This window comes from Trinickia acidisoli, assembly GCF_017315725.1.
In the GTDB taxonomy this organism is placed as follows: domain Bacteria; phylum Pseudomonadota; class Gammaproteobacteria; order Burkholderiales; family Burkholderiaceae; genus Trinickia; species Trinickia acidisoli.
Genome location: NZ_JAFLRG010000001.1, coordinates 2895940 through 2914176, shown reverse-complemented (window position 1 = coordinate 2914176; position 18237 = coordinate 2895940). Strand labels below are relative to the sequence as shown.

Genomic DNA, 18237 nt, shown 5'->3' with positions numbered 1-18237 from the left:
AGCGACTGAAGTAGTCCGAGTCGGCTGTCGATCTTTAACAATCTGGAAGAAGTAGTAATGGATATTGGAAGCGTCTATGAGATGGACGTGGAAGATATCGATGGGTAGTGATTGTATCAAGTATGAAAAGTGATCGAAAGATGACTTGGAATACGGCACAACGCGAGAACTCAAACCTGTAGTGCGAGTGGTTCTAACCCCGTAGGTGGTACCTTCTAGGTGCCCCGCAAGGGGGCGAGCCCAGAGTAAGCGCTAAAGCGCTAACTCTGGCCGCGAGACGCTCTCGTTATAGGGTCAAGCGAACAAGTGCATGTGGTGGATGCCTTGGCGATCACAGGCGATGAAGGACGCGGTAGCCTGCGAAAAGCCCCGGGGAGCTGGCAAACGAGCTTTGATCCGGGGATGTCCGAATGGGGAAACCCACTCCGAATGGAGTATCGGTAGCTGAATACATAGGCTACGCGAAGCGAACGCGGCGAACTGAAACATCTAAGTAGCCGCAGGAAAAGAAATCAACCGAGATTCCCAAAGTAGTGGCGAGCGAAATGGGAAGAGCCTGTACGTGTTATCGATGTTGTTAGCTGAACGCTCTGGAAAGTGCGGCCATAGCAGGTGATAGCCCTGTAAGCGAAAACAGTGTTGAAGGACTAAGCGTACGAGAAGTAGGGCGGGACACGTGAAATCCTGTCTGAAGATGGGGGGACCATCCTCCAAGGCTAAATACTCGTGATCGACCGATAGTGAACCAGTACCGTGAGGGAAAGGCGAAAAGAACCCCGGGAGGGGAGTGAAATAGATCCTGAAACCGCATGCATACAAACAGTCGGAGCCTCGTAAGGGGTGACGGCGTACCTTTTGTATAATGGGTCAGCGACTTACGTTCAGTAGCAAGCTTAACTGATTAAGGCAGGCGTAGCGAAAGCGAGTCCGAATAGGGCGTTCAGTTGCTGGGCGTAGACCCGAAACCAGATGATCTATCCATGGCCAGGTTGAAGGTGCGGTAACACGTACTGGAGGACCGAACCCACTAACGTTGAAAAGTTAGGGGATGAGCTGTGGATAGGGGTGAAAGGCTAAACAAATCTGGAAATAGCTGGTTCTCTCCGAAAACTATTTAGGTAGTGCCTCGTGTATCACCTTCGGGGGTAGAGCACTGTCATGGTTGAAGGGTCCATTGCGGATTACTTCGCCATAGCAAACTCCGAATACCGAAGAGTGCAATCACGGGAGACAGACATCGGGTGCTAACGTCCGGTGTCAAGAGGGAAACAACCCAGACCGCCAGCTAAGGTCCCCAAGATTGGCTAAGTGGGAAACGAAGTGGGAAGGCTAAAACAGTCAGGAGGTTGGCTTAGAAGCAGCCACCCTTTAAAGAAAGCGTAATAGCTCACTGATCGAGTCGTCCTGCGCGGAAGATGTAACGGGGCTAAGCCAGTCACCGAAGCTGCGGATGCGTACGCAAGTGCGCATGGTAGGAGAGCGTTCCGTAAGCCTGCGAAGGTGCACCGTAAGGTGTGCTGGAGGTATCGGAAGTGCGAATGCTGACATGAGTAGCGATAAAGGGGGTGAAAGGCCCCCTCGCCGTAAGCCCAAGGTTTCCTACGCAACGTTCATCGGCGTAGGGTGAGTCGGCCCCTAAGGCGAGGCAGAAATGCGTAGCTGATGGGAAGCAGGTCAATATTCCTGCACCGTCGTGAGATGCGATGGGGGGACGGATCGCGGAAGGTTGTCCGGGTGTTGGAAGTCCCGGTCGCTGCATTGGAGAAGGCGCTTAGGCAAATCCGGGCGCGTAATTCAAGGGTGTGGCGCGAGCGGCCTAGTGCTGCGAAGCAATCGGAAGGGGTCCCAAGAAAAGCCTCTAAGCTTCAGTCTCATGATGACCGTACCGCAAACCGACACAGGTGGGCGAGATGAGTATTCTAAGGCGCTTGAGAGAACTCGGGAGAAGGAACTCGGCAAATTGGTACCGTAACTTCGGGATAAGGTACGCCCCTGTAGCTTGACTGGCCTGCGCCAGAAGGGTGAAGGGGTTGCAATAAACTGGTGGCTGCGACTGTTTAATAAAAACACAGCACTCTGCAAACACGAAAGTGGACGTATAGGGTGTGACGCCTGCCCGGTGCCGGAAGATTAAATGATGGGGTGCAAGCTCTTGATTGAAGTCCCGGTAAACGGCGGCCGTAACTATAACGGTCCTAAGGTAGCGAAATTCCTTGTCGGGTAAGTTCCGACCTGCACGAATGGCGTAACGATGGCCACACTGTCTCCTCCCGAGACTCAGCGAAGTTGAAGTGTTTGTGATGATGCAATCTACCCGCGGCTAGACGGAAAGACCCCATGAACCTTTACTGTAGCTTTGCATTGGACTTTGAACCGATCTGTGTAGGATAGGTGGGAGGCTATGAAGCGTGAACGCTAGTTTGCGTGGAGCCGTCCTTGAAATACCACCCTGGTTTGTTTGAGGTTCTAACCTTGGCCCGTGATCCGGGTCGGGGACAGTGCATGGTAGGCAGTTTGACTGGGGCGGTCTCCTCCCAAAGCGTAACGGAGGAGTACGAAGGTACGCTAGGTACGGTCGGAAATCGTGCTGATAGTGCAATGGCATAAGCGTGCTTAACTGCGAGACCGACAAGTCGAGCAGGTGCGAAAGCAGGTCATAGTGATCCGGTGGTTCTGTATGGAAGGGCCATCGCTCAACGGATAAAAGGTACTCTGGGGATAACAGGCTGATACCGCCCAAGAGTTCATATCGACGGCGGTGTTTGGCACCTCGATGTCGGCTCATCTCATCCTGGGGCTGTAGCCGGTCCCAAGGGTATGGCTGTTCGCCATTTAAAGAGGTACGTGAGCTGGGTTTAAAACGTCGTGAGACAGTTTGGTCCCTATCTGCCGTGGGCGTTGGATATTTGAAGGGGGCTGCTCCTAGTACGAGAGGACCGGAGTGGACGAACCTCTGGTGTACCGGTTGTCACGCCAGTGGCATCGCCGGGTAGCTATGTTCGGAAGAGATAACCGCTGAAAGCATCTAAGCGGGAAACTCGCCTTAAGATGAGATATCCCCGGGGCTTTAAGCCCCTTGAAGGGTCGTTCAAGACCAGGACGTTGATAGGTCGGGTGTGTACGTGCAGTAATGCACTTAGCTAACCGATACTAATTGCCCGTACGGCTTGATCCTATAACCGGAGCGTTTCGCCTTCAGTGTGTGTGCCTCAGCACCGACTGAAGAGCACCCCCGAACGGGGGCTCAGCGCTCAAGGTTTGACTCGCGTATCCGTGCCACGCAATCACCCCCCATCGATCACCCCCCATTACACCGAAACACCGAGCCCGCCCACACCGCGCGCTCAATACTTCTTCCCAGATTGGCTATGCGGCCCACAAGCCTCGTAGCAACAAGTCATGCCTGATGATCATAGCGAGTTGGTACCACCCCTTCCCATCCCGAACAGGACCGTGAAACGACTCCACGCCAATGATAGTGCGGATTGCCCGTGTGAAAGTAGGTCATCGTCAGGCTCCCTACCCTACAAACCCCCGTTAGCGCGCCCGCTACCGGGGGTTTGTGCTTTATGCTCGAACAAAAAGTCTCGTTGTATTCCGGAAAGCAGGCTCCGGAAAGCCTCGCTCGACAATTCGCACCGCGCTCGATCGTTACCCCCTCGCGCCGACTCATCCCCCTTTCCCTGTCGGCGTCGCGCTCGCATCGATACGCGTCCAGCTTTGACGTAGTGCCCCCCGCGGCACCGGCGGCTCCAATGCGATACTGTACAAATATACAGTATCGGCGTAGCATGGACGGATCTTGTACCGGCATGCTGCCGCTGGCGTCTCTCGTCGGGAGACAGGCCAAGCTCCGTGTACCGCGAGCACGTATGATGGACGACCGCGACGCCGAATACCCCATTGCTCCGCCTACGCCTCTCAAGGGCCGGGGCGCTGTTACGAATCTGCAGGGGCGCTATGAACTCGACCAGCGAGAAGCGGTGGATGACGGCTGGGTGTCGGCGAGCGAAGACGGCGCTCGGCCGTCTTTCAAGACGCAGGTATTCGAGGAGCGGGCCAGAAGCATCTTGACCCGCAACACGTCGCCCGACATTCCGTTCAGCGTTTCGCTCAACCCCTATCGTGGCTGCGAGCACGGCTGTATCTATTGTTTCGCCCGTCCGACTCACAGCTATCTCGGACTTTCTCCGGGGCTCGATTTCGAGAGCCGCATCTACGCGAAGGTCAATGCGCCGGAGTTGCTGCAACGCGAGCTGTCCAAAAGAAGCTATCTACCCGAGCCGATCGCGCTCGGCGTGAACACGGACGCATATCAGCCCATCGAACGTGAATTGCGCCTAACCCGGCGTGTCATCGAGGTTCTCCACGACTACGGTCACCCGTTCGCCGCGATAACGAAGTCGTCGCTGATCGAGCGCGACATCGATTTGCTCGCGCCGATGGCGCAACAGGGGCAGGTGATGGCCGCCGTCACGATCACGACGCTCGATGTCGAGATTGCTCGTACGCTGGAGCCGCGCGCGGCTACGCCGATGCGGCGGCTACGCACGATTCGCACACTCAGCGAAGCGGGCATTCCGGTTGGGGTCAGCGTGGCACCAGTGATCCCTTTCGTCACCGAGCCGGATCTCGAGCGCGTGCTCGAAGCATGCGCGGAAGCCGGCGCTACGAGCGCGAGTTACATCGTGCTGCGTTTGCCTTGGGAGGTGGCGCCCCTCTTCAAAGATTGGCTGGCCGCGCATTTTCCGCAGCGCGCGGAGCGCGTGATGGCTCGCGTGCGCGACATGCGCGGCGGCAAGGACTACGACTCGTCCTTTGCGCATCGCATGAAGGGAGAGGGGGCCTGGGCCGAATTGCTCAAGCAGCGGTTTGCGAAGGCAGTCAAACGACTTGGCCTCAACGCACGGCAACACGGCATCCTCGATATGTCGCATTTCCAGAAGCCGGCCACGGCCGAGCCCCTGAATCCGCAACTGAGCTTGTTTTGACCGGCCCCCGGTCGTGTTTATTGGGAAAGCGAGCCGACCACGTTGCTCTGCGACTCGAAGTACGTTTGAAACGTCAAGGCGAGTCCGCTCATGAGCAGCAGCGCACCGATGAACAACGAAAAGATCACAACGAAGACGACGCCCCAGCCGGAACGGCTCCGGGCCGTATGGCCCGCATTGAATTGCGCGTCCCATTTTTCGTCGGGGCGCAGCCCGTAGACGATTGCCGCAAGGAAGGCCGCCAATACCGATATTGCGCCAAGAATAGCCAGCAGCCACCCGAGCGTCGACGTTCGCTCCGAAGCGACGAGCAGCAGCACCCCGGGGATGCCCAAGGCTGTGCCGATCACGTGGGCCCATCCAAACAGGTCGCGAGAACCATACAGGTAGAAACGATGAGCGCCGACGCTGCCGAACAGAAAAGCGAGCAGGGCGGTGAGCGTCTTGGAGCGAAAGCGTGTGGGAGCAGAAGAAACGCGAGTGGACATGTCCGTGAAGGCGAGCTGCGGGAGTTCATCGAGGTAACACGTCCGCTCGCGCGGACGCCCGAGCGCGCATTGTACGTCCCCGCTCCGGTTCCGGGCCCGTCCCGAGTTGCCAATGCCGTACGGTCGAATCGGTAAGTGTTTGTTATGGTTTCAGTTTCCCGCTATAATCGATCGTTTCAGTAGTTCCGAACCCCCGGTTTTCAAGGATTACAGCATGGTCATCATCCGCTTGGCACGTGGCGGCTCGAAGAAGCGCCCGTTCTACAACATCGTCGCCACCGATTCGCGTAATCGCCGCGATGGCCGTTTCATCGAGCGCGTCGGTTTTTACAACCCAGTCGCGACGAAGGGCGAGTCGCTGCGCATTGCGCAGGATCGCCTGACGTACTGGCAAGGCGTTGGCGCGCAACTGTCGCCGACGGTCGAGCGTCTCGTGAAGCAAGCGCAAAAGGCGCAACCGGCTGCTTAATCGCACTGGCGGCGGCATGGGCCACGGCAGTTTGCACCCTGCGCGATGCGCACCGTGCTGACGCCGCTTGGTCAATGGCGCGCGTGATTGAGCAACTGTGAGGTTTGTCGATGTCCGTTCGTGATTCGAGCGGCTCGGGGCGAGCGAAAACGACTTCCCGGGCGTCTGTGTCGTTTGGCGCGTTCGCGCGCAAGCCGGTCGAGCGCAATGAGGCGAGTGCAGCCGTCGGTCAAGCGTCGGGCATCGAGCCGGTCGATACGTTGCCGGACGATGCCGTCGAAGTGGGTGCCATCGTCGACGCATACGGCCTGAAGGGTTGGGTCAAAGTTGCGGCGCATGCAAGCGCGCGCCAAGGCGGCGATGCCTTGACGAGCGCGAAATGCTGGTGGCTCGTCAAGGGGCGCGAAATCAAATCGGCGCCCGTGGTGGTGGCAAAGGTGCATGGCGATAGCGTCGTCGCACAGTTGAGCGGCCCCGGCGATCGCGATCAAGCGCTGGCGTGGCGCGGTTGGTGTGTCCATGTATGCCGCAGCGATTTCCCCGCACTCGGGACAGATGAGTTTTATTGGGTCGATCTGATCGGCCTCGAAGTCGTCAACGAGGCGGGCATCGCGCTCGGCGTCGTTATCGACCTCATCGACAACGGTGCGCATTCGGTGCTTCGCATCGAGTACCCGTCGCAAGACAAGGACGGGCAGCCGGTTACCGGCGAGCGGTTGATTCCGTTCGTCGGCGTGTACGTGAAAACGGTGGATCAGGCGGCGAGGCGTATCGTCGTCGATTGGGAAGCCGATTACTGAGCATGGTCGACACCAGGGAGCGCGCGATGCAGTTCGATGTCGTCACGCTCTTTCCCGAGATGTTCCGCGCGATTACCGAGTGGGGCATCACGAGCCGGGCGGCGAAGCAAGGGCGGTTCGGCTTGAGGACATGGAATCCGCGCGATTTCACGTCGGACAACTACCGTACCGTCGACGATCGGCCGTACGGCGGCGGGCCCGGCATGGTGATGCTGGCCAAGCCGCTCGAGGCAGCCATCGGCGCAGCGAAGGCCGCGCAGGCTGCCCTCGGCGTGAGCGGTACCCGCGTCGTGATGATGTCGCCGCAAGGTGCGCCCCTCGATCACGAACGCGTGATGCGCTTCGCGTGCGAGCCAGGACTCGTTTTGCTCTGCGGGCGGTATGAAGCGATCGATCAGCGTCTCATCGATCGCTGTGTCGACGAAGAAGTGAGCCTCGGCGATTTCGTGCTCTCCGGCGGGGAGTTGCCTGCGATGGCATTGATGGATGCGGTGGTGCGGCAGTTGCCGGGTGTGCTCGGCGATGCGCAGTCGGCGGTGCAGGACAGTTTCGTCGACGGGTTGCTCGATTGCCCGCATTACACGCGTCCCGAGGAATACGAGGGCGTGCGCGTGCCCGATGTGCTGCTCGGCGGCCATCACGCCGAAATCGGGCAGTGGCGACGCAAAGAGGCACTGAGAAACACGTTCGCCAAGCGGCCCGATCTGATCGAGCGCGCTAGGCGGAACAAAATGCTGAGCCGTGCCGACGAGGCATGGCTCGCAAGTCTTGCGAAGGCGGCATCGGAGTCCTGAAGGTCTTCGGTTCGCGCGCAAGGCGCAGGCGGTGCCGCGGATGCGGTGCCAGATGTGAACCCATCCTCTATCGGGGCCAAGCCAAACTGCCCATGCGGCACGCGGCAGGCATAACGCCGACAAGATGGCACAAGGAGTCAGTGATGAATCTGATTGAAAAACTCGAGCAGGAAGAAATCGAGCGCGTGCTCGCCGGCAAGTCGATCCCCGAATTCGCTCCCGGCGATACGGTGATCGTGAACGTGAACGTGGTCGAAGGTACCCGCAAGCGCGTCCAGGCCTATGAAGGCGTGGTGATCGCCAAGCGCAACCGCGGCCTGAACTCGTCGTTCATCGTCCGTAAGATTTCGTCGGGCGAAGGCGTCGAACGTACGTTCCAAACGTACTCGCCGCTGCTGGCCAGCATCGTCGTGAAGCGTCGCGGCGATGTGCGTCGTGCAAAGCTCTACTACCTGCGCGAGCGTTCGGGCAAGTCGGCGCGCATCAAGGAAAAGCTGGTCTCGAAGGACCGCGCGGCTTCCTAAGCGTGCAAGCTGGAAGAAAAAGCACCCGCAGCATCCGCTTCGGGTGCTTTTTTCTTTTTTGTTTGCCGAGTCACAATGGCGGATATCCGTCCACGACTTCACGAGCCCTACGTTGATTCGCCCCGTCTTCGAACCCGAGGTACTCCCGATCGAGTCGACCGGTGCCGGTTTGCCCGGCGTGGCCGCGTATCGGTTGACGCCCGCAGGCTTGCGCGAGCGATTCGCCCAACGTTTGGCATGGGCGCCCGAGCCGTTCGAGACGCTCGCCTCTGAGGCCGGCGATCCACGCGCCGCGGCTGTCCTCGTGCCGCTCGTCGTGCGCGAAGGCGGGCTGTCCGTGCTGCTCACGCAGCGGGCCGATCATCTGAGCGATCATGCCGGGCAGATCAGCTTCCCGGGCGGCCGCCGGGAGCCGTCCGATCCGGACGCGGTCGCGACGGCCCTGCGCGAAGCGCAGGAAGAGGTCGCGCTTGCTCCCGAATGTGTCGAGGTTTTGGGAGCACTGCCCGATTACCTGACGGGTACCGGGTTTCGGGTGACGCCCGTCGTCGGGCTCGTTCATCCGCCTTTTACGGTGCACGCCGATACGCTCGAAGTCGCGGAAATCTTCGAGGTGCCGCTGCGCTTTCTGATGAACCCCGCCAATCACGAGGTGCGGTTGCTGCGTTGGGAAGGCGGAGAGCGTCGCTTTTTCGCCATGCCCTATCCCCGCGCGGGCACGGGCGGTCAGCATTTCATCTGGGGCGCGACAGCCGGCATGCTGCGCAATTTCTATCGCTTTCTGGCTGCTTGAATGCGCAAGCTGCGTGTTGTATTGGGTGTCGTTGAACCGGGACGAGCGCATGCGGACATGGCACGCTGTGCTATCGTTATGCGATAAATGAACAAACTCGAATTGCCACGGCCCCTCGCATGACCTTTTTCTCCGTATTGTTGGCCCTTGTCATCGAACAACTGCGCGCGCTCTCGCAGAGCAACCCGATCTTTGCGCTGCTGCAGTATCACGCGGAATCGGCTGCGCAAGGTTTCGACGCAGGCAAGAGAAAACACGGGATGCTGGCTTGGCTCGTCGTTGCGCTGCCTTGGACGCTCGCCGTCGCCGCGATCTATTACGTCCTTTATCGAATCAGTTTCGTGCTGGCGTTCCTTTGGAACGTCGTCATCGTTTATTTCACGCTCGGTTTTCGGCAGTTCAGTCATTACTTCACCGATATTCACCTCGCGCTCAATAACGACGATGTCCCGCGCGCGCGTGAAATCCTCGCCGAATGGACGGGCATGGATACAGTCGATATGCCCGTCGGCGAGATCGTGCGCCATACGTTGATTCACGCCGTCGTCGCGTCGCATCGGCACGTGTTCGGCGTGTTCTTTTGGTTTCTCGTGCCGATCGGTCCCGCCGGCGCCGTGCTCTATCGCATCTCGGAATATCTGGCGCGCAATTGGAGCGTGTCCGCGGGCGAGCGCACAGCCGCCTTCGGCACGTTCGCGCGCAACGCGTTTTTGGTTATCGACTGGCTACCGGCGCGATTGACGGCGCTCGGTTTTGCGATCGTCGGCAACTTCGAGGACGCGATCTACGCGTGGCGCAATCACGCGCGCCAATGGCCCGACACCAACGAGGGCGTACTGCTCGCTGCCGGCAGCGGGGCGCTCGGCGCACGCCTTGCCGGCCCGCTGGCCGAGCCGTCGAGCCTCGACGCACTCGGCGCGTCCGACGGTGGCCCGATGACCGTCGGCGACGATTGCACGCCGCGTACGCTGCAATCGGCGGTCGGCCTCGTCTGGCGAGCCGTCATCCTGTGGATGATCTTGTTGCTCATGTTGACCATCGCCGTTTGGGTCGGCTGAACGGGCTTCATCCGCCGATTCTCCAAACCCGCTTCAGAGCGCTTCGCGCACTGCGCCGCAGCGCCAGCATGCCGTGAATTGCGGCTCCAGTGTTTCGCCGCAGCTATGGCACCGCCACGAGGCAGCGCCGGGCGGCGGGCCGCTTTGCGCACGCTCCAGGATGCGCCTTGCGAGCATCTCGTCGCGTTCGTCGACGAGCCACAGCTCAGGCGCGCATTGATCGGCGGGGATTTCGCCAAGCGCGCCGTTCAGATAGCGGTTGTGTAGTTCACACTCGATACCCGCCGTAGCCAACAAGTTCACCCAGTGTTGGCCGATGACGAAGTTCGGTGCACGGGTCAGCTTCAGCATGCCTGCGTCCTAATGGGGCGGAACGTTTGTTCGCTATCTGACGATCTGACTCGCTTCGTGGACGAGTTGAGCGTAAAGCGCGTGCCGCTCGCGCGCGACGCGGCCGTCGGTCAGCGCGTCGAGAATCGCGCAGCCCGGCTCGTGCAGATGATGGCAATTGTAGAACCGGCAGTGCGCGAGCAGCGGGCGGAACTCGGGAAACGCGCGCTCGAGCCGGCCTTCGGTCAGATGATGGAGGCCGAATTCCTGGAAGCCGGGCGAATCGATCAGTGCGCCGCCGCCCTCCAGCGGATAGAGCCGCGTGAACGTCGTCGTGTGACGGCCGCTGTTCAGTGCCGTCGAGATCTCGCGCGTGGCGACGTCGGCGTCGGGCACGATCAGGTTGACGAGCGTCGACTTGCCCATGCCCGATTGGCCGAGCAATAGCGTGGCATGGCCCCGCAGGCGTTCGCTCAGCGCAGCGCGCGCCTCGTCGGGGCGCGTCTTGATCGACAGTTCGAGCACGTCGTAGCCGAGCGCGCGATAGGGCGCCAGCCGCTCGCGGGTCGCGGGTAGCGACGCCGCAACGTCGGTCTTGTTCAGGACGACCAGCGGCCTCAGTTCGTTGGTCTCGGCGGCGACGAGCGCTCGGCCGAGCAAGTCTTCGCTGAAATGCGGCTCGGTGGCCAGCACGATCAGCAACTGGTCGAGGTTGGCCGCGAACAGCTTGGACTTGTATTGATCGGAACGATAGAGCAGGTTGCGGCGGTCGGCGATTTCGACGATGACGCCTTGGTCGGCGGAGCTCTGCTCGTAGACGACCCGATCGCCCACGGCCACCTCGCTCTTCTTGCCGCGCGGGAAGCACTGCAACAGCGTATGCGGCGCGTGTTCCGGCGCAACGAGGTAGTGACGGCCGTGCGCGGCGATCACGAGGCCACGCCAGCGCGCGGCGCCGGCGCGCGGGCCGGCTTTGGGCTCGCGTGCGCTCATGCGTGGCGCAGCAGCCGTTCGATCCGCTGCGACGCGGGCGGGTGCGAGTAGTAGAAAGCGGTATAGATCGGATCGGGCGTCAACGTGGCCGCATTGTCTTCGTAGAGCTTGACGAGCGCTTTCACGAGTTCGTGCGCGTCGGTTTGGCTGGCCGCGAAGGCGTCGGCTTCGAACTCGTGCTTACGCGAGGTCAAGCTGCCGAGCGGCGTGACGAAGAACATGAACACGGGCAGCGCGAGGAAGAACAGCACGAGTGCGATGCCGTCGTTGCTGCCGGTCATCGAAGGGCGCACGCCGAGCCCTTCGTAGAACCAGGTGCGCTGGGTCAGCCAGCCGAGCAGCGCGAACAGCCCCAGGCTGATGATGAACGTGACGAGCATCCGCTTGATGACGTGGCGGCGCTTGAAATGTCCGAGTTCGTGGGCGAGCACGGCTTCGATTTCGCTGCCCGTCAGCCGCGCGAGCAGCGTATCGAAAAAGACGATGCGCTTCGCGGCCCCGAAGCCCGTGAAGTAGGCGTTTCCATGTGCGGAACGTCGGCTGCCGTCCATGACGAACAGGCCCTTGGCCGCGAACCCGCAGCGTTTCATCAGCGCTTCGATCCGTTGCTTGAGCACTTCGTCGGTCAGCGGTTCGAACTTGTTGAACAGCGGCGCGATCAGCTTCGGATACAGCACGAGCACGAGCACCTGAAACCCGACCACGACGGCCCACGCCCACAGCCACCACAGGCTGCCGGCGCGACCCATGAGCCAAAGCACGACGAATAGGAGCGGCAGCCCGAACGCCGCGCCGAGCGCGACACCCTTGGCGAGATCCGCGAAGAAAATGGCGCGCGTCATGCGGTTGAAGCCGAACCGTTCCTCGACGACGAATTGCCGGTAATAGTCGAACGGCAGATCGATGATGCTCGTCACGACGACCACTGCGGCGACGAGTACGATCTGTCCCGTATAACCTTCGCCGAGCCAGCCGCCGATCGCGCGATCGAGCGCTTCTACGCCGCCAAGCAGCGTGAGCCCGACCAGCACGGCGGCGCCGACGATGATCTCGAGCATCGACAAGCGCGTGCGCACGACGGTGTAATCGGCCGCGCGCCGATGCGCCGCGAGCGGGATCGTATCGGCGAACTGCCTCGGCACTGCGTCCCGCCGTGCCGCGACGAAGCGGATTTGTCGGGAGGCGAGCCACAATTTCGTGGCGACCATCGCGACCACCATGACGGCGAACAGAACGGTGAAGTCGAGAGCAGGCATCGGGAAGTCCAAGTTATCTATGCGAGAATTATAAAGTTTGCACCCATCAACGGATTGCCTTTCATGACTGACTTACTCGAACCCGTCGGCGAGCCGACACTCGCGCGCAGCGAGATGAACCTCGTCTGGCTCGACATGGAGATGACGGGGCTCGAGCCCGACACCGACCGCATCATCGAAATCGCGGTCGTGGTGACGAACTCGACGCTCGAGCGGCTCGTCGAGGGTCCCGTGCTCGCCATCCACCAGAGCGACGAGACGCTCGACAAGATGGACGATTGGAACAAGAACACGCACGGCCGCTCGGGGCTCATCGACCGCGTCCGCGCGTCTACCGTTACCGAGGCGGATGCCACGGAGCAAATCCGCGCGTTCCTCGGCAACTACGTACCGCCCGGCAAATCGCCGATGTGCGGGAATTCGATCTGCCAGGACCGCCGCTTCATGGCACGCTGGATGCCCGAGCTCGAGCGGTTCTTCCACTATCGCAATCTCGATGTGAGCACGCTCAAGGAACTGTGCCGGCGTTGGCAGCCCGTCATCTACAAGGGATTCCAAAAGCGCGCCATGCATACCGCGCTGGCCGACATCCATGAGTCGATCGACGAACTCAAGTACTACCGCCAGCATTTCCTCGTCGCATCGGCTTCGGCACCCGTCGCGAGCAACTGACGGCTCGCCCCGCCCGCGCGAGCGGGCTTCATGCGGACGGTGCGCGTCGGGCGCTCTTGGGCCGGAAGGCCGCAACGATCGGGTCGTTCGTCGTGACATAAGGGCCGCCGATCAAGTCGATGCAATACGGCACCGCCGCGAAAATGCCGGGCACTTTCACGGCGCCCGCATCATCGCGCAGCCCTTCGAGCGTTTCCTGGATCGATTTCGGCTGGCCCGGCAGATTGATGATCAGTGCCGCGTGGTCGGCCGTTTCGCGGATCACGGCCACTTGGCGCGACAGAATCGCCGTCGGCACGAAATTGAGGCTGATTTGCCGCATTTGCTCGCCGAAGCCGGGCATTTCCTTCGTTCCCACCGCGAGCGTGGCCTCCGGCGTAACATCGCGCCGCGCGGGGCCCGTGCCGCCCGTCGTGAGCACCAGATCGCAGCCGAGCGCGTCGACGAGCTCGATCAACGTCGCCGAAATCTGTCCCGGCTCGTCGGCGATGAGCCGCTTTTCGACGCGCCAGGGCGAGGCCAGTGCCTGGCCCAGCCACGCTTCGAGCGCGGGCAGCCCTTTGTCCTCGTAGACGCCGCTCGATGCGCGGTCGCTGATCGAGACGAGCCCGATGAGAATTTCGTCGGGGTGGCTACGCGTCGGTCGAGTCATTGTCGTCTTCCGTCGAATCAGGGTGGTCGGAATCGTCTTGCGCGCCGCCGGCCGCTGCCTTGATCCACTGGAACAGTTCGCGGAAATAGCGCGGCGGCTTGCCCTGCTGCGCTTCCTTGCGCGCGTTGCGGATCAGCGTGCGGCCTTCCTGGGCGTCGGCGGCGGGATGCGCGCGCAAGAACGCCGTGAACGCGTCGTCGTGGGCGATGAGCTGCTCGCGCGTCTGCTCGATCCAATGCAGTCGCGCCGTTTCGGCTTTGTTCACGCCGCGATGCGTGTCGAGCGCCGCCCGCAGCGCGCTGATCTGGTCTTCCGCCAGCGTGCGCATGACGCGCCCGACGTATTGGACTTGCCGGCGTTTGCCTTCGTGATCGGTGATGCGGCGCGCCGCGCGTACGGCGTCGGCCAGGTCCTCGGGCATCGGCATGCGCTTGAGCGCGTCTTTCGGCAGTTCGATGAGATCGACGCCCAAGGCTTGCAGCGCGTGCATTTCGCGCTTGAGCTGTGATTTGCTGGGGCGCTCGTCGGAGAATTCGTGATCGGCCGAATCGTCGTGCTCGATCGGTTGGATGCGGGTTTTGCGTGTCATGGCCGGTATTGTAGCGCGCGCCGGCTGCGCGTCCGGCCGATAGGGCGGGCCGCTCGAGGCGCCGGCCGCTGCTTTTTTGCCGCATTGCGCCCGTGCGCGCGACCATCCGCGCAAGCCTTGCTATGATCGCGGGATGCGAACGATCGGGCATCCGCCGAGCAGTACGTCGGCCGGCGGCCCGAGTCGCGCTCAACAGACAGTTCTAAACCGGACGGCAATCACGATGGCAGCGGACACGGAAACCTCACAACGCTTTTTCCCGCATACCCAAGACGAATTGAAGGAAATCGCGTCGGACATTCTCAAGCACGCGAAGTCGCTGGGTGCTACGGATGCCGCCACGGAAATCTCCGAAGGCGACGGGCTGTCGGTGTCCGTGCGGCGCGGCGAAGTCGAAACGATCGAGCACAACCGTGACAAGATGGTCGGCGTGACGGTTTTCATCGGCGCCAAGCGCGGCAATGCGAGCACGTCGGACTTCTCGAAGGAGGCGCTGCGCGATACGGTGGCCGCGGCCTACAACATCGCGCGCTTCACGGCCGAGGACGACTGCGCCGGGCTTGCCGAAGCCGAGTTGCTCGAAACCGACCCGCGAGATCTCGATCTGTATCACCCGTGGCACTTGTCGGCCGACGAGGCCGTCGAGCTTGCCCGCCGCGCCGAGGATGCCGCGTTCGCCGTCGATTCGCAGATCCGCAATTCCGAGGGGGCGAGCGTGTCGGCCCAGCACTCGCAATTCGTGCTCGCTACGACGCGCGGCTTCTTGGCCGGGTATCCGTATTCGCGCCATTACGTCGCCTGCGCACCGATCGCCGGCAGCGGACGCAACATGCAGCGCGACGATTGGTATTCCTCCAAACGCAGCGCTCAGGCGCTGGCGCAGCCCGAGGCGATCGGCCGTTATGCCGCCGAGCGCGCGCTCGCGCGGCTCAGCGCGCGCCGGCTCGATACGCGCAAGGTGCCGGTGCTGTTCGAGGCGCCGCTCGCGGCCGGTCTACTCGGCGCGTTCGTGCAAGCGACGAGCGGCGGGGCGCTTTATCGGAAGACGTCGTTTCTCGTCGACAGCCTCGGCAACCGCGTTTTCGCGCCGCACGTGCAGATCGTCGAAGATCCGCACGTGCCGCGCGCGATGGGCAGCGCGCCGTTCGACGAGGAAGGCGTGCGCACGAAGCAGCGCTCGGTGGTGAAGGACGGCGTCGTCGAGGGCTACTTCCTGTCGACCTACTCGGCGCGCAAGCTCGGCATGCGGACGACGGGCAACGCCGGCGGGTCGCACAATCTCACGCTCGCGAGCAGCGAGACGCGTCCCGACGACGATTTCAAGGCGATGTTGAAAAAGCTCGGGACGGGGCTCTTGCTGACCGAACTGATGGGGCAGGGCGTCAACTACGTGACGGGCGATTACTCGCGCGGCGCTTCGGGTTTTTGGGTCGAAAACGGCGAGATTCAATATCCGGTCGAGGAGATCACCGTTGCGGGCACGCTGCAGGAGATGTTCCACCATATCGTCGCGATCGGTGCCGATACGATCGTGCGCGGCACGAAGCAAACGGGCTCGGTGCTGATCGAGCGGATGACGATCGCGGGGCAGTGAGCGCGACGATGCGGCGGGGCGCAATGCCCCGCGAGCGTGCCGGCCGGCCAGCTTGCCGCACCTAAAGGGCGCCTCGCATGCGCGGCGGCAGCGATCCGCCTAGCCGATGCGCCGATACACGACGCGCGCATACGCGAACGCTTCCGCTCGATGCTGCTCGCGCGAAACGGCTTCCCAATGCGTCGGATCGGGCGCGGGAAACGTCGCATCGCCTTCCACGTCGGCATCGATCTCCGTGATGACGAGCTTGTCCGCGAAGCCGATGCCTTCTTCGTAAAGCTGCGTGCCGCCGATCAGGAACGCTTCGATCGCACCGTCTTTGGCCGCCAGCGCGAGTGCCTCGGCCATGCTCGCGGCCGTCTCGCAGCCTTCGAAGCGGCGCGCGGCGTCGCGCGTCACGACGATGTTGCGGCGGCCCGGCAGCGGACGGCCGATCGATTCGTGCGTCTTGCGGCCCATGATGATGGGCGCGCCCATCGTCGTGCGCTTGAAGAAGGCGAGATCCTCGGGCAGATGCCAAGGCAGTTGATTGTCGCGGCCGATCACGCCGTTGCGGGCGCGAGCGACGATGATGGTCAGTGTCGTCATTCGAAAAAAAGGAAAAGCGCAAACAAGCACGGAAGTCGAAGCGCCGATTTTACGCGACGGCGCGCGTTTGCCATGCGCTTCACATGCCGGCGCGCCGAACGACTGCCGAGCTAGCTTACGTGCGCCTCGTTGTTCGCGTCACTCCGTTGCCGTGTGCCCGTCATCGCGCTCGCCCGCCTTTTCGTCGGATACGGCCGGGTCTCTGAGCCCGTGCGCACCCATCAGTCGATAAAGCGTCACGCGCGAGATGCCGAGATCGATCGCGGCTTCGTTGAGCCGGTGCCGATGGCGCAGCAGCGCCGCTTCGATCGCCCGCTTTTCCGCTGCTTCGCGCGCTTGGGCGAGCGTCGTCGTCTCTTGTTCCGTGAACTGCCCGAGATCGAGATCGTCGGCGTCGATCAACCGGCCCTCGGCCATCACGATCGCGCGCCGCACGCGGTTGATCAGTTCGCGCACGTTGCCGGGCCAGGTGTATTTGTGCATCGCTTCGATCGCCGACGGCGCGAAGCCGCGAATCTTGCGCGCGCTGTCGGTCTTGAACTTGTGCAAGATGTGATGCGCCAAGATTTCAATGTCCTTGCCGCGCGCGCGCAGCGGCGGCTCGTCGATGCGTAGTACGCAGAGGCGATGAAACAGGTCGGCCCGAAACCGGCCATCGCGCATCGCGCCTTCGAGATCGACGTGCGTCGCCGAGATCACGCGCACGTCGACGGGTATCGATTCGCGCCCGCCGAGCCGCTCGATCTTGCCTTCTTGCAGGAAGCGCAGCAGGCTCGCTTGACTCTCGAGCGGCAGATCGCCGATCTCGTCGAGGAACAAGGTGCCGCCGCTCGCCGCTTCGACACGTCCGATCTTGCGTTGATTGGCGCCCGTGAACGCACCGCGCTCGTAGCCGAACAACTCCGATTGCAACAAGTGATGCGGGATCGCGCCGCAGTTGATCGCGACGAACGGCTCTTTGCGGCGCGGCGAGCGTTCGTGGATCGCGACGGCGGTCAGCTCTTTGCCTGTGCCCGATTCGCCGGCGATGAACACGGCCGCGTCGGTGTTCGCGACCTTGCGGATCGTGCGAAATAGTTGTTGCATTGCGTCGCAGGTGCCGACCATCTCGTCGTCGTCGCCGACGCTCGCTACGCCCGCGACGAGATCGAGATCGGTCAACGTCACCATGCCGAACGCGTGGCCGAGCAGATAATCGACGGTCGGTGCGGCGACGGGCAGCTTCAGGTAGTCGAAGCAATAGCTGCGAATCAAGTGGCGCACGTCGGGCTCATCGAACCGGTCGGGACTCGCGAGCGCGACCCAGCCGACGAGCGGCTGGCGCAAGCTCGTCTCGAGCACACCGAGCTCGCGTGCCGTGAAGCGCGATAGGTCGACGATGCCCGCGTACGGTACGTCGGGGCGGATCGCGCGCGCGCAATCGCTCGGCGTGCGTGCGATGGCTACGCTCCAGCCGCGGCTTTTCAGGTGATCGACGAGTGCTTCCTCGGGCGAGCGCGACAGATAGACGAGCATGCGCTCGGCGGCGTCGCCTTCGTGCTCGCCGCTGCGTTTGTCCGGCGTGAGCGATAAGGCCGGCCTGCTTGCGCCGACCGGGCCGACCGATGTCAAGTGAGATGTATCGCGCACGATGCCCTCGTATGGTC

17 protein-coding genes and 2 rRNA genes are annotated in these 18237 nt (G+C 62.1%); 11 read left to right on the top strand and 8 right to left on the bottom strand.

Annotation, left to right across the window (positions count from 1 at the left end; all coding sequences use genetic code 11):
* The first annotated feature begins 292 nt into the window (after window positions 1–292).
* From J3485_RS13230 to J3485_RS13220, 3 genes are all read left to right on the top strand, one after another.
* Window positions 293–3175 (top strand): 23S ribosomal RNA (locus J3485_RS13230).
* A gap of 227 nt (window positions 3176–3402) precedes the next feature.
* A 5S ribosomal RNA gene (gene rrf / locus J3485_RS13225) occupies window positions 3403–3516 on the top strand.
* 359 nt (window positions 3517–3875) lie between these two features.
* Window positions 3876–4991, top strand: coding sequence for a PA0069 family radical SAM protein (locus J3485_RS13220; protein WP_206955798.1), 1116 nt, complete (start codon window positions 3876–3878; stop codon window positions 4989–4991).
* A gap of 17 nt (window positions 4992–5008) precedes the next feature.
* On the opposite strand, the gene J3485_RS13215 is transcribed toward J3485_RS13220, so the two are convergent.
* Window positions 5009–5479 (bottom strand): NINE protein, encoded by a 471-nt coding sequence (locus tag J3485_RS13215; RefSeq protein ID WP_206953013.1) that lies wholly within the window; start codon window positions 5477–5479, stop codon window positions 5009–5011.
* A 214-nt stretch (window positions 5480–5693) separates the two neighbouring features.
* Here J3485_RS13215 and rpsP point away from each other — a divergent pair, with 214 nt between their 5' ends.
* From rpsP to J3485_RS13185, 6 genes are all read left to right on the top strand, one after another.
* The gene (rpsP, locus tag J3485_RS13210) at window positions 5694–5948 is read left to right on the top strand and encodes a 30S ribosomal protein S16 (protein WP_010091769.1); all 255 of its coding nucleotides are present in this window, start codon (window positions 5694–5696) and stop codon (window positions 5946–5948) included.
* A gap of 110 nt (window positions 5949–6058) precedes the next feature.
* Window positions 6059–6748 carry a ribosome maturation factor RimM gene (rimM, locus tag J3485_RS13205; protein ID WP_206953011.1) on the top strand — a complete coding sequence of 230 codons (690 nt, stop codon included), beginning with the start codon at window positions 6059–6061 and terminating at the stop codon, window positions 6746–6748.
* Window positions 6749–6750: 2 nt separating this feature from the next.
* Window positions 6751–7542 carry a tRNA (guanosine(37)-N1)-methyltransferase TrmD gene (gene trmD / locus J3485_RS13200; protein ID WP_206953009.1) on the top strand — a complete coding sequence of 264 codons (792 nt, stop codon included), beginning with the start codon at window positions 6751–6753 and terminating at the stop codon, window positions 7540–7542.
* 143 nt (window positions 7543–7685) lie between these two features.
* Entirely contained in the window at window positions 7686–8066 is a 381-nt protein-coding gene (gene rplS, locus J3485_RS13195; RefSeq protein ID WP_206953006.1) for a 50S ribosomal protein L19, read from the top strand.
* A 112-nt stretch (window positions 8067–8178) separates the two neighbouring features.
* Window positions 8179–8859 (top strand): CoA pyrophosphatase, encoded by a 681-nt coding sequence (locus tag J3485_RS13190; protein ID WP_206953005.1) that lies wholly within the window; start codon window positions 8179–8181, stop codon window positions 8857–8859.
* A 119-nt stretch (window positions 8860–8978) separates the two neighbouring features.
* Window positions 8979–9917 (top strand): CobD/CbiB family protein, encoded by a 939-nt coding sequence (locus tag J3485_RS13185; protein ID WP_206953003.1) that lies wholly within the window; start codon window positions 8979–8981, stop codon window positions 9915–9917.
* 33 nt (window positions 9918–9950) lie between these two features.
* Here J3485_RS13185 and J3485_RS13180 read toward each other — a convergent pair whose 3' ends face one another.
* The 3 genes from J3485_RS13180 to J3485_RS13170 are packed head-to-tail and all read right to left on the bottom strand — an operon-like array spanning window position 9951 to window position 12496.
* Window positions 9951–10265, bottom strand: coding sequence for a putative signal transducing protein (locus tag J3485_RS13180; RefSeq protein ID WP_206955797.1), 315 nt, complete (start codon window positions 10263–10265; stop codon window positions 9951–9953).
* 36 nt (window positions 10266–10301) lie between these two features.
* Window positions 10302–11240 carry a ribosome small subunit-dependent GTPase A gene (gene rsgA, locus J3485_RS13175; protein WP_206953000.1) on the bottom strand — a complete coding sequence of 313 codons (939 nt, stop codon included), beginning with the start codon at window positions 11238–11240 and terminating at the stop codon, window positions 10302–10304.
* Complete coding sequence (locus tag J3485_RS13170) at window positions 11237–12496, bottom strand: M48 family metallopeptidase (RefSeq protein WP_206952998.1); 1260 nt, start codon at window positions 12494–12496, stop codon at window positions 11237–11239. Before J3485_RS13170 ends, rsgA begins: the two co-directional genes overlap by 4 nt.
* Before the next feature lie 63 nt (window positions 12497–12559).
* Here J3485_RS13170 and orn point away from each other — a divergent pair, with 63 nt between their 5' ends.
* Window positions 12560–13168, top strand: a complete 609-nt coding sequence (orn, locus tag J3485_RS13165) for an oligoribonuclease (protein WP_206952996.1) — start codon at window positions 12560–12562, stop codon at window positions 13166–13168.
* Window positions 13169–13196: 28 nt separating this feature from the next.
* On the opposite strand, the gene mog is transcribed toward orn, so the two are convergent.
* Both mog and yjgA read right to left on the bottom strand, forming a co-directional pair.
* A complete protein-coding gene (gene mog, locus J3485_RS13160; protein WP_206952994.1) occupies window positions 13197–13820 on the bottom strand; it encodes a molybdopterin adenylyltransferase in 624 nt (207 codons plus the stop codon).
* A complete protein-coding gene (gene yjgA, locus J3485_RS13155; RefSeq protein WP_206952992.1) occupies window positions 13801–14409 on the bottom strand; it encodes a ribosome biogenesis factor YjgA in 609 nt (202 codons plus the stop codon). The genes mog and yjgA overlap by 20 nt, the downstream gene beginning before the upstream one ends.
* Before the next feature lie 223 nt (window positions 14410–14632).
* Between yjgA and pmbA the strand changes: the two genes are divergently transcribed.
* A complete protein-coding gene (gene pmbA / locus J3485_RS13150; protein WP_206952990.1) occupies window positions 14633–16003 on the top strand; it encodes a metalloprotease PmbA in 1371 nt (456 codons plus the stop codon).
* A gap of 99 nt (window positions 16004–16102) precedes the next feature.
* Here the strand turns inward: pmbA and J3485_RS13145 are convergent, their stop codons facing one another.
* Together J3485_RS13145 and J3485_RS13140 are read right to left on the bottom strand one after the other, a co-directional pair.
* The gene (locus J3485_RS13145; protein ID WP_206952988.1) at window positions 16103–16591 is read right to left on the bottom strand and encodes a dihydrofolate reductase; all 489 of its coding nucleotides are present in this window, start codon (window positions 16589–16591) and stop codon (window positions 16103–16105) included.
* A gap of 138 nt (window positions 16592–16729) precedes the next feature.
* Window positions 16730–18220 carry a sigma-54 dependent transcriptional regulator gene (locus J3485_RS13140; RefSeq protein WP_309477014.1) on the bottom strand — a complete coding sequence of 497 codons (1491 nt, stop codon included), beginning with the start codon at window positions 18218–18220 and terminating at the stop codon, window positions 16730–16732.
* Between the last annotated feature and the right edge of the window lie 17 nt (window positions 18221–18237).

What these genes read in the sequence shown, in the direction of transcription:
- pmbA (WP_206952990.1), top strand. Translation starts at nt 14,633, where the DNA reads ATGGCAGCGGACACGGAAACCTCACAACGCTTTTTCCCGCATACCCAA.
- rsgA (WP_206953000.1), bottom strand. Translation starts at nt 11,240, where the DNA reads ATGAGCGCACGCGAGCCCAAAGCCGGCCCGCGCGCCGGCGCCGCGCGC.
- rplS (WP_206953006.1), top strand. Translation starts at nt 7,686, where the DNA reads ATGAATCTGATTGAAAAACTCGAGCAGGAAGAAATCGAGCGCGTGCTC.
- J3485_RS13170 (WP_206952998.1), bottom strand. Translation starts at nt 12,496, where the DNA reads ATGCCTGCTCTCGACTTCACCGTTCTGTTCGCCGTCATGGTGGTCGCG.
- rimM (WP_206953011.1), top strand. Translation starts at nt 6,059, where the DNA reads ATGTCCGTTCGTGATTCGAGCGGCTCGGGGCGAGCGAAAACGACTTCC.
- yjgA (WP_206952992.1), bottom strand. Translation starts at nt 14,409, where the DNA reads ATGACACGCAAAACCCGCATCCAACCGATCGAGCACGACGATTCGGCC.
- J3485_RS13145 (WP_206952988.1), bottom strand. Translation starts at nt 16,591, where the DNA reads ATGACGACACTGACCATCATCGTCGCTCGCGCCCGCAACGGCGTGATC.
- rpsP (WP_010091769.1), top strand. Translation starts at nt 5,694, where the DNA reads ATGGTCATCATCCGCTTGGCACGTGGCGGCTCGAAGAAGCGCCCGTTC.
- trmD (WP_206953009.1), top strand. Translation starts at nt 6,751, where the DNA reads ATGGTCGACACCAGGGAGCGCGCGATGCAGTTCGATGTCGTCACGCTC.
- J3485_RS13215 (WP_206953013.1), bottom strand. Translation starts at nt 5,479, where the DNA reads ATGTCCACTCGCGTTTCTTCTGCTCCCACACGCTTTCGCTCCAAGACG.
- J3485_RS13185 (WP_206953003.1), top strand. Translation starts at nt 8,979, where the DNA reads ATGACCTTTTTCTCCGTATTGTTGGCCCTTGTCATCGAACAACTGCGC.
- J3485_RS13220 (WP_206955798.1), top strand. Translation starts at nt 3,876, where the DNA reads ATGGACGACCGCGACGCCGAATACCCCATTGCTCCGCCTACGCCTCTC.
- mog (WP_206952994.1), bottom strand. Translation starts at nt 13,820, where the DNA reads ATGACTCGACCGACGCGTAGCCACCCCGACGAAATTCTCATCGGGCTC.
- orn (WP_206952996.1), top strand. Translation starts at nt 12,560, where the DNA reads ATGACTGACTTACTCGAACCCGTCGGCGAGCCGACACTCGCGCGCAGC.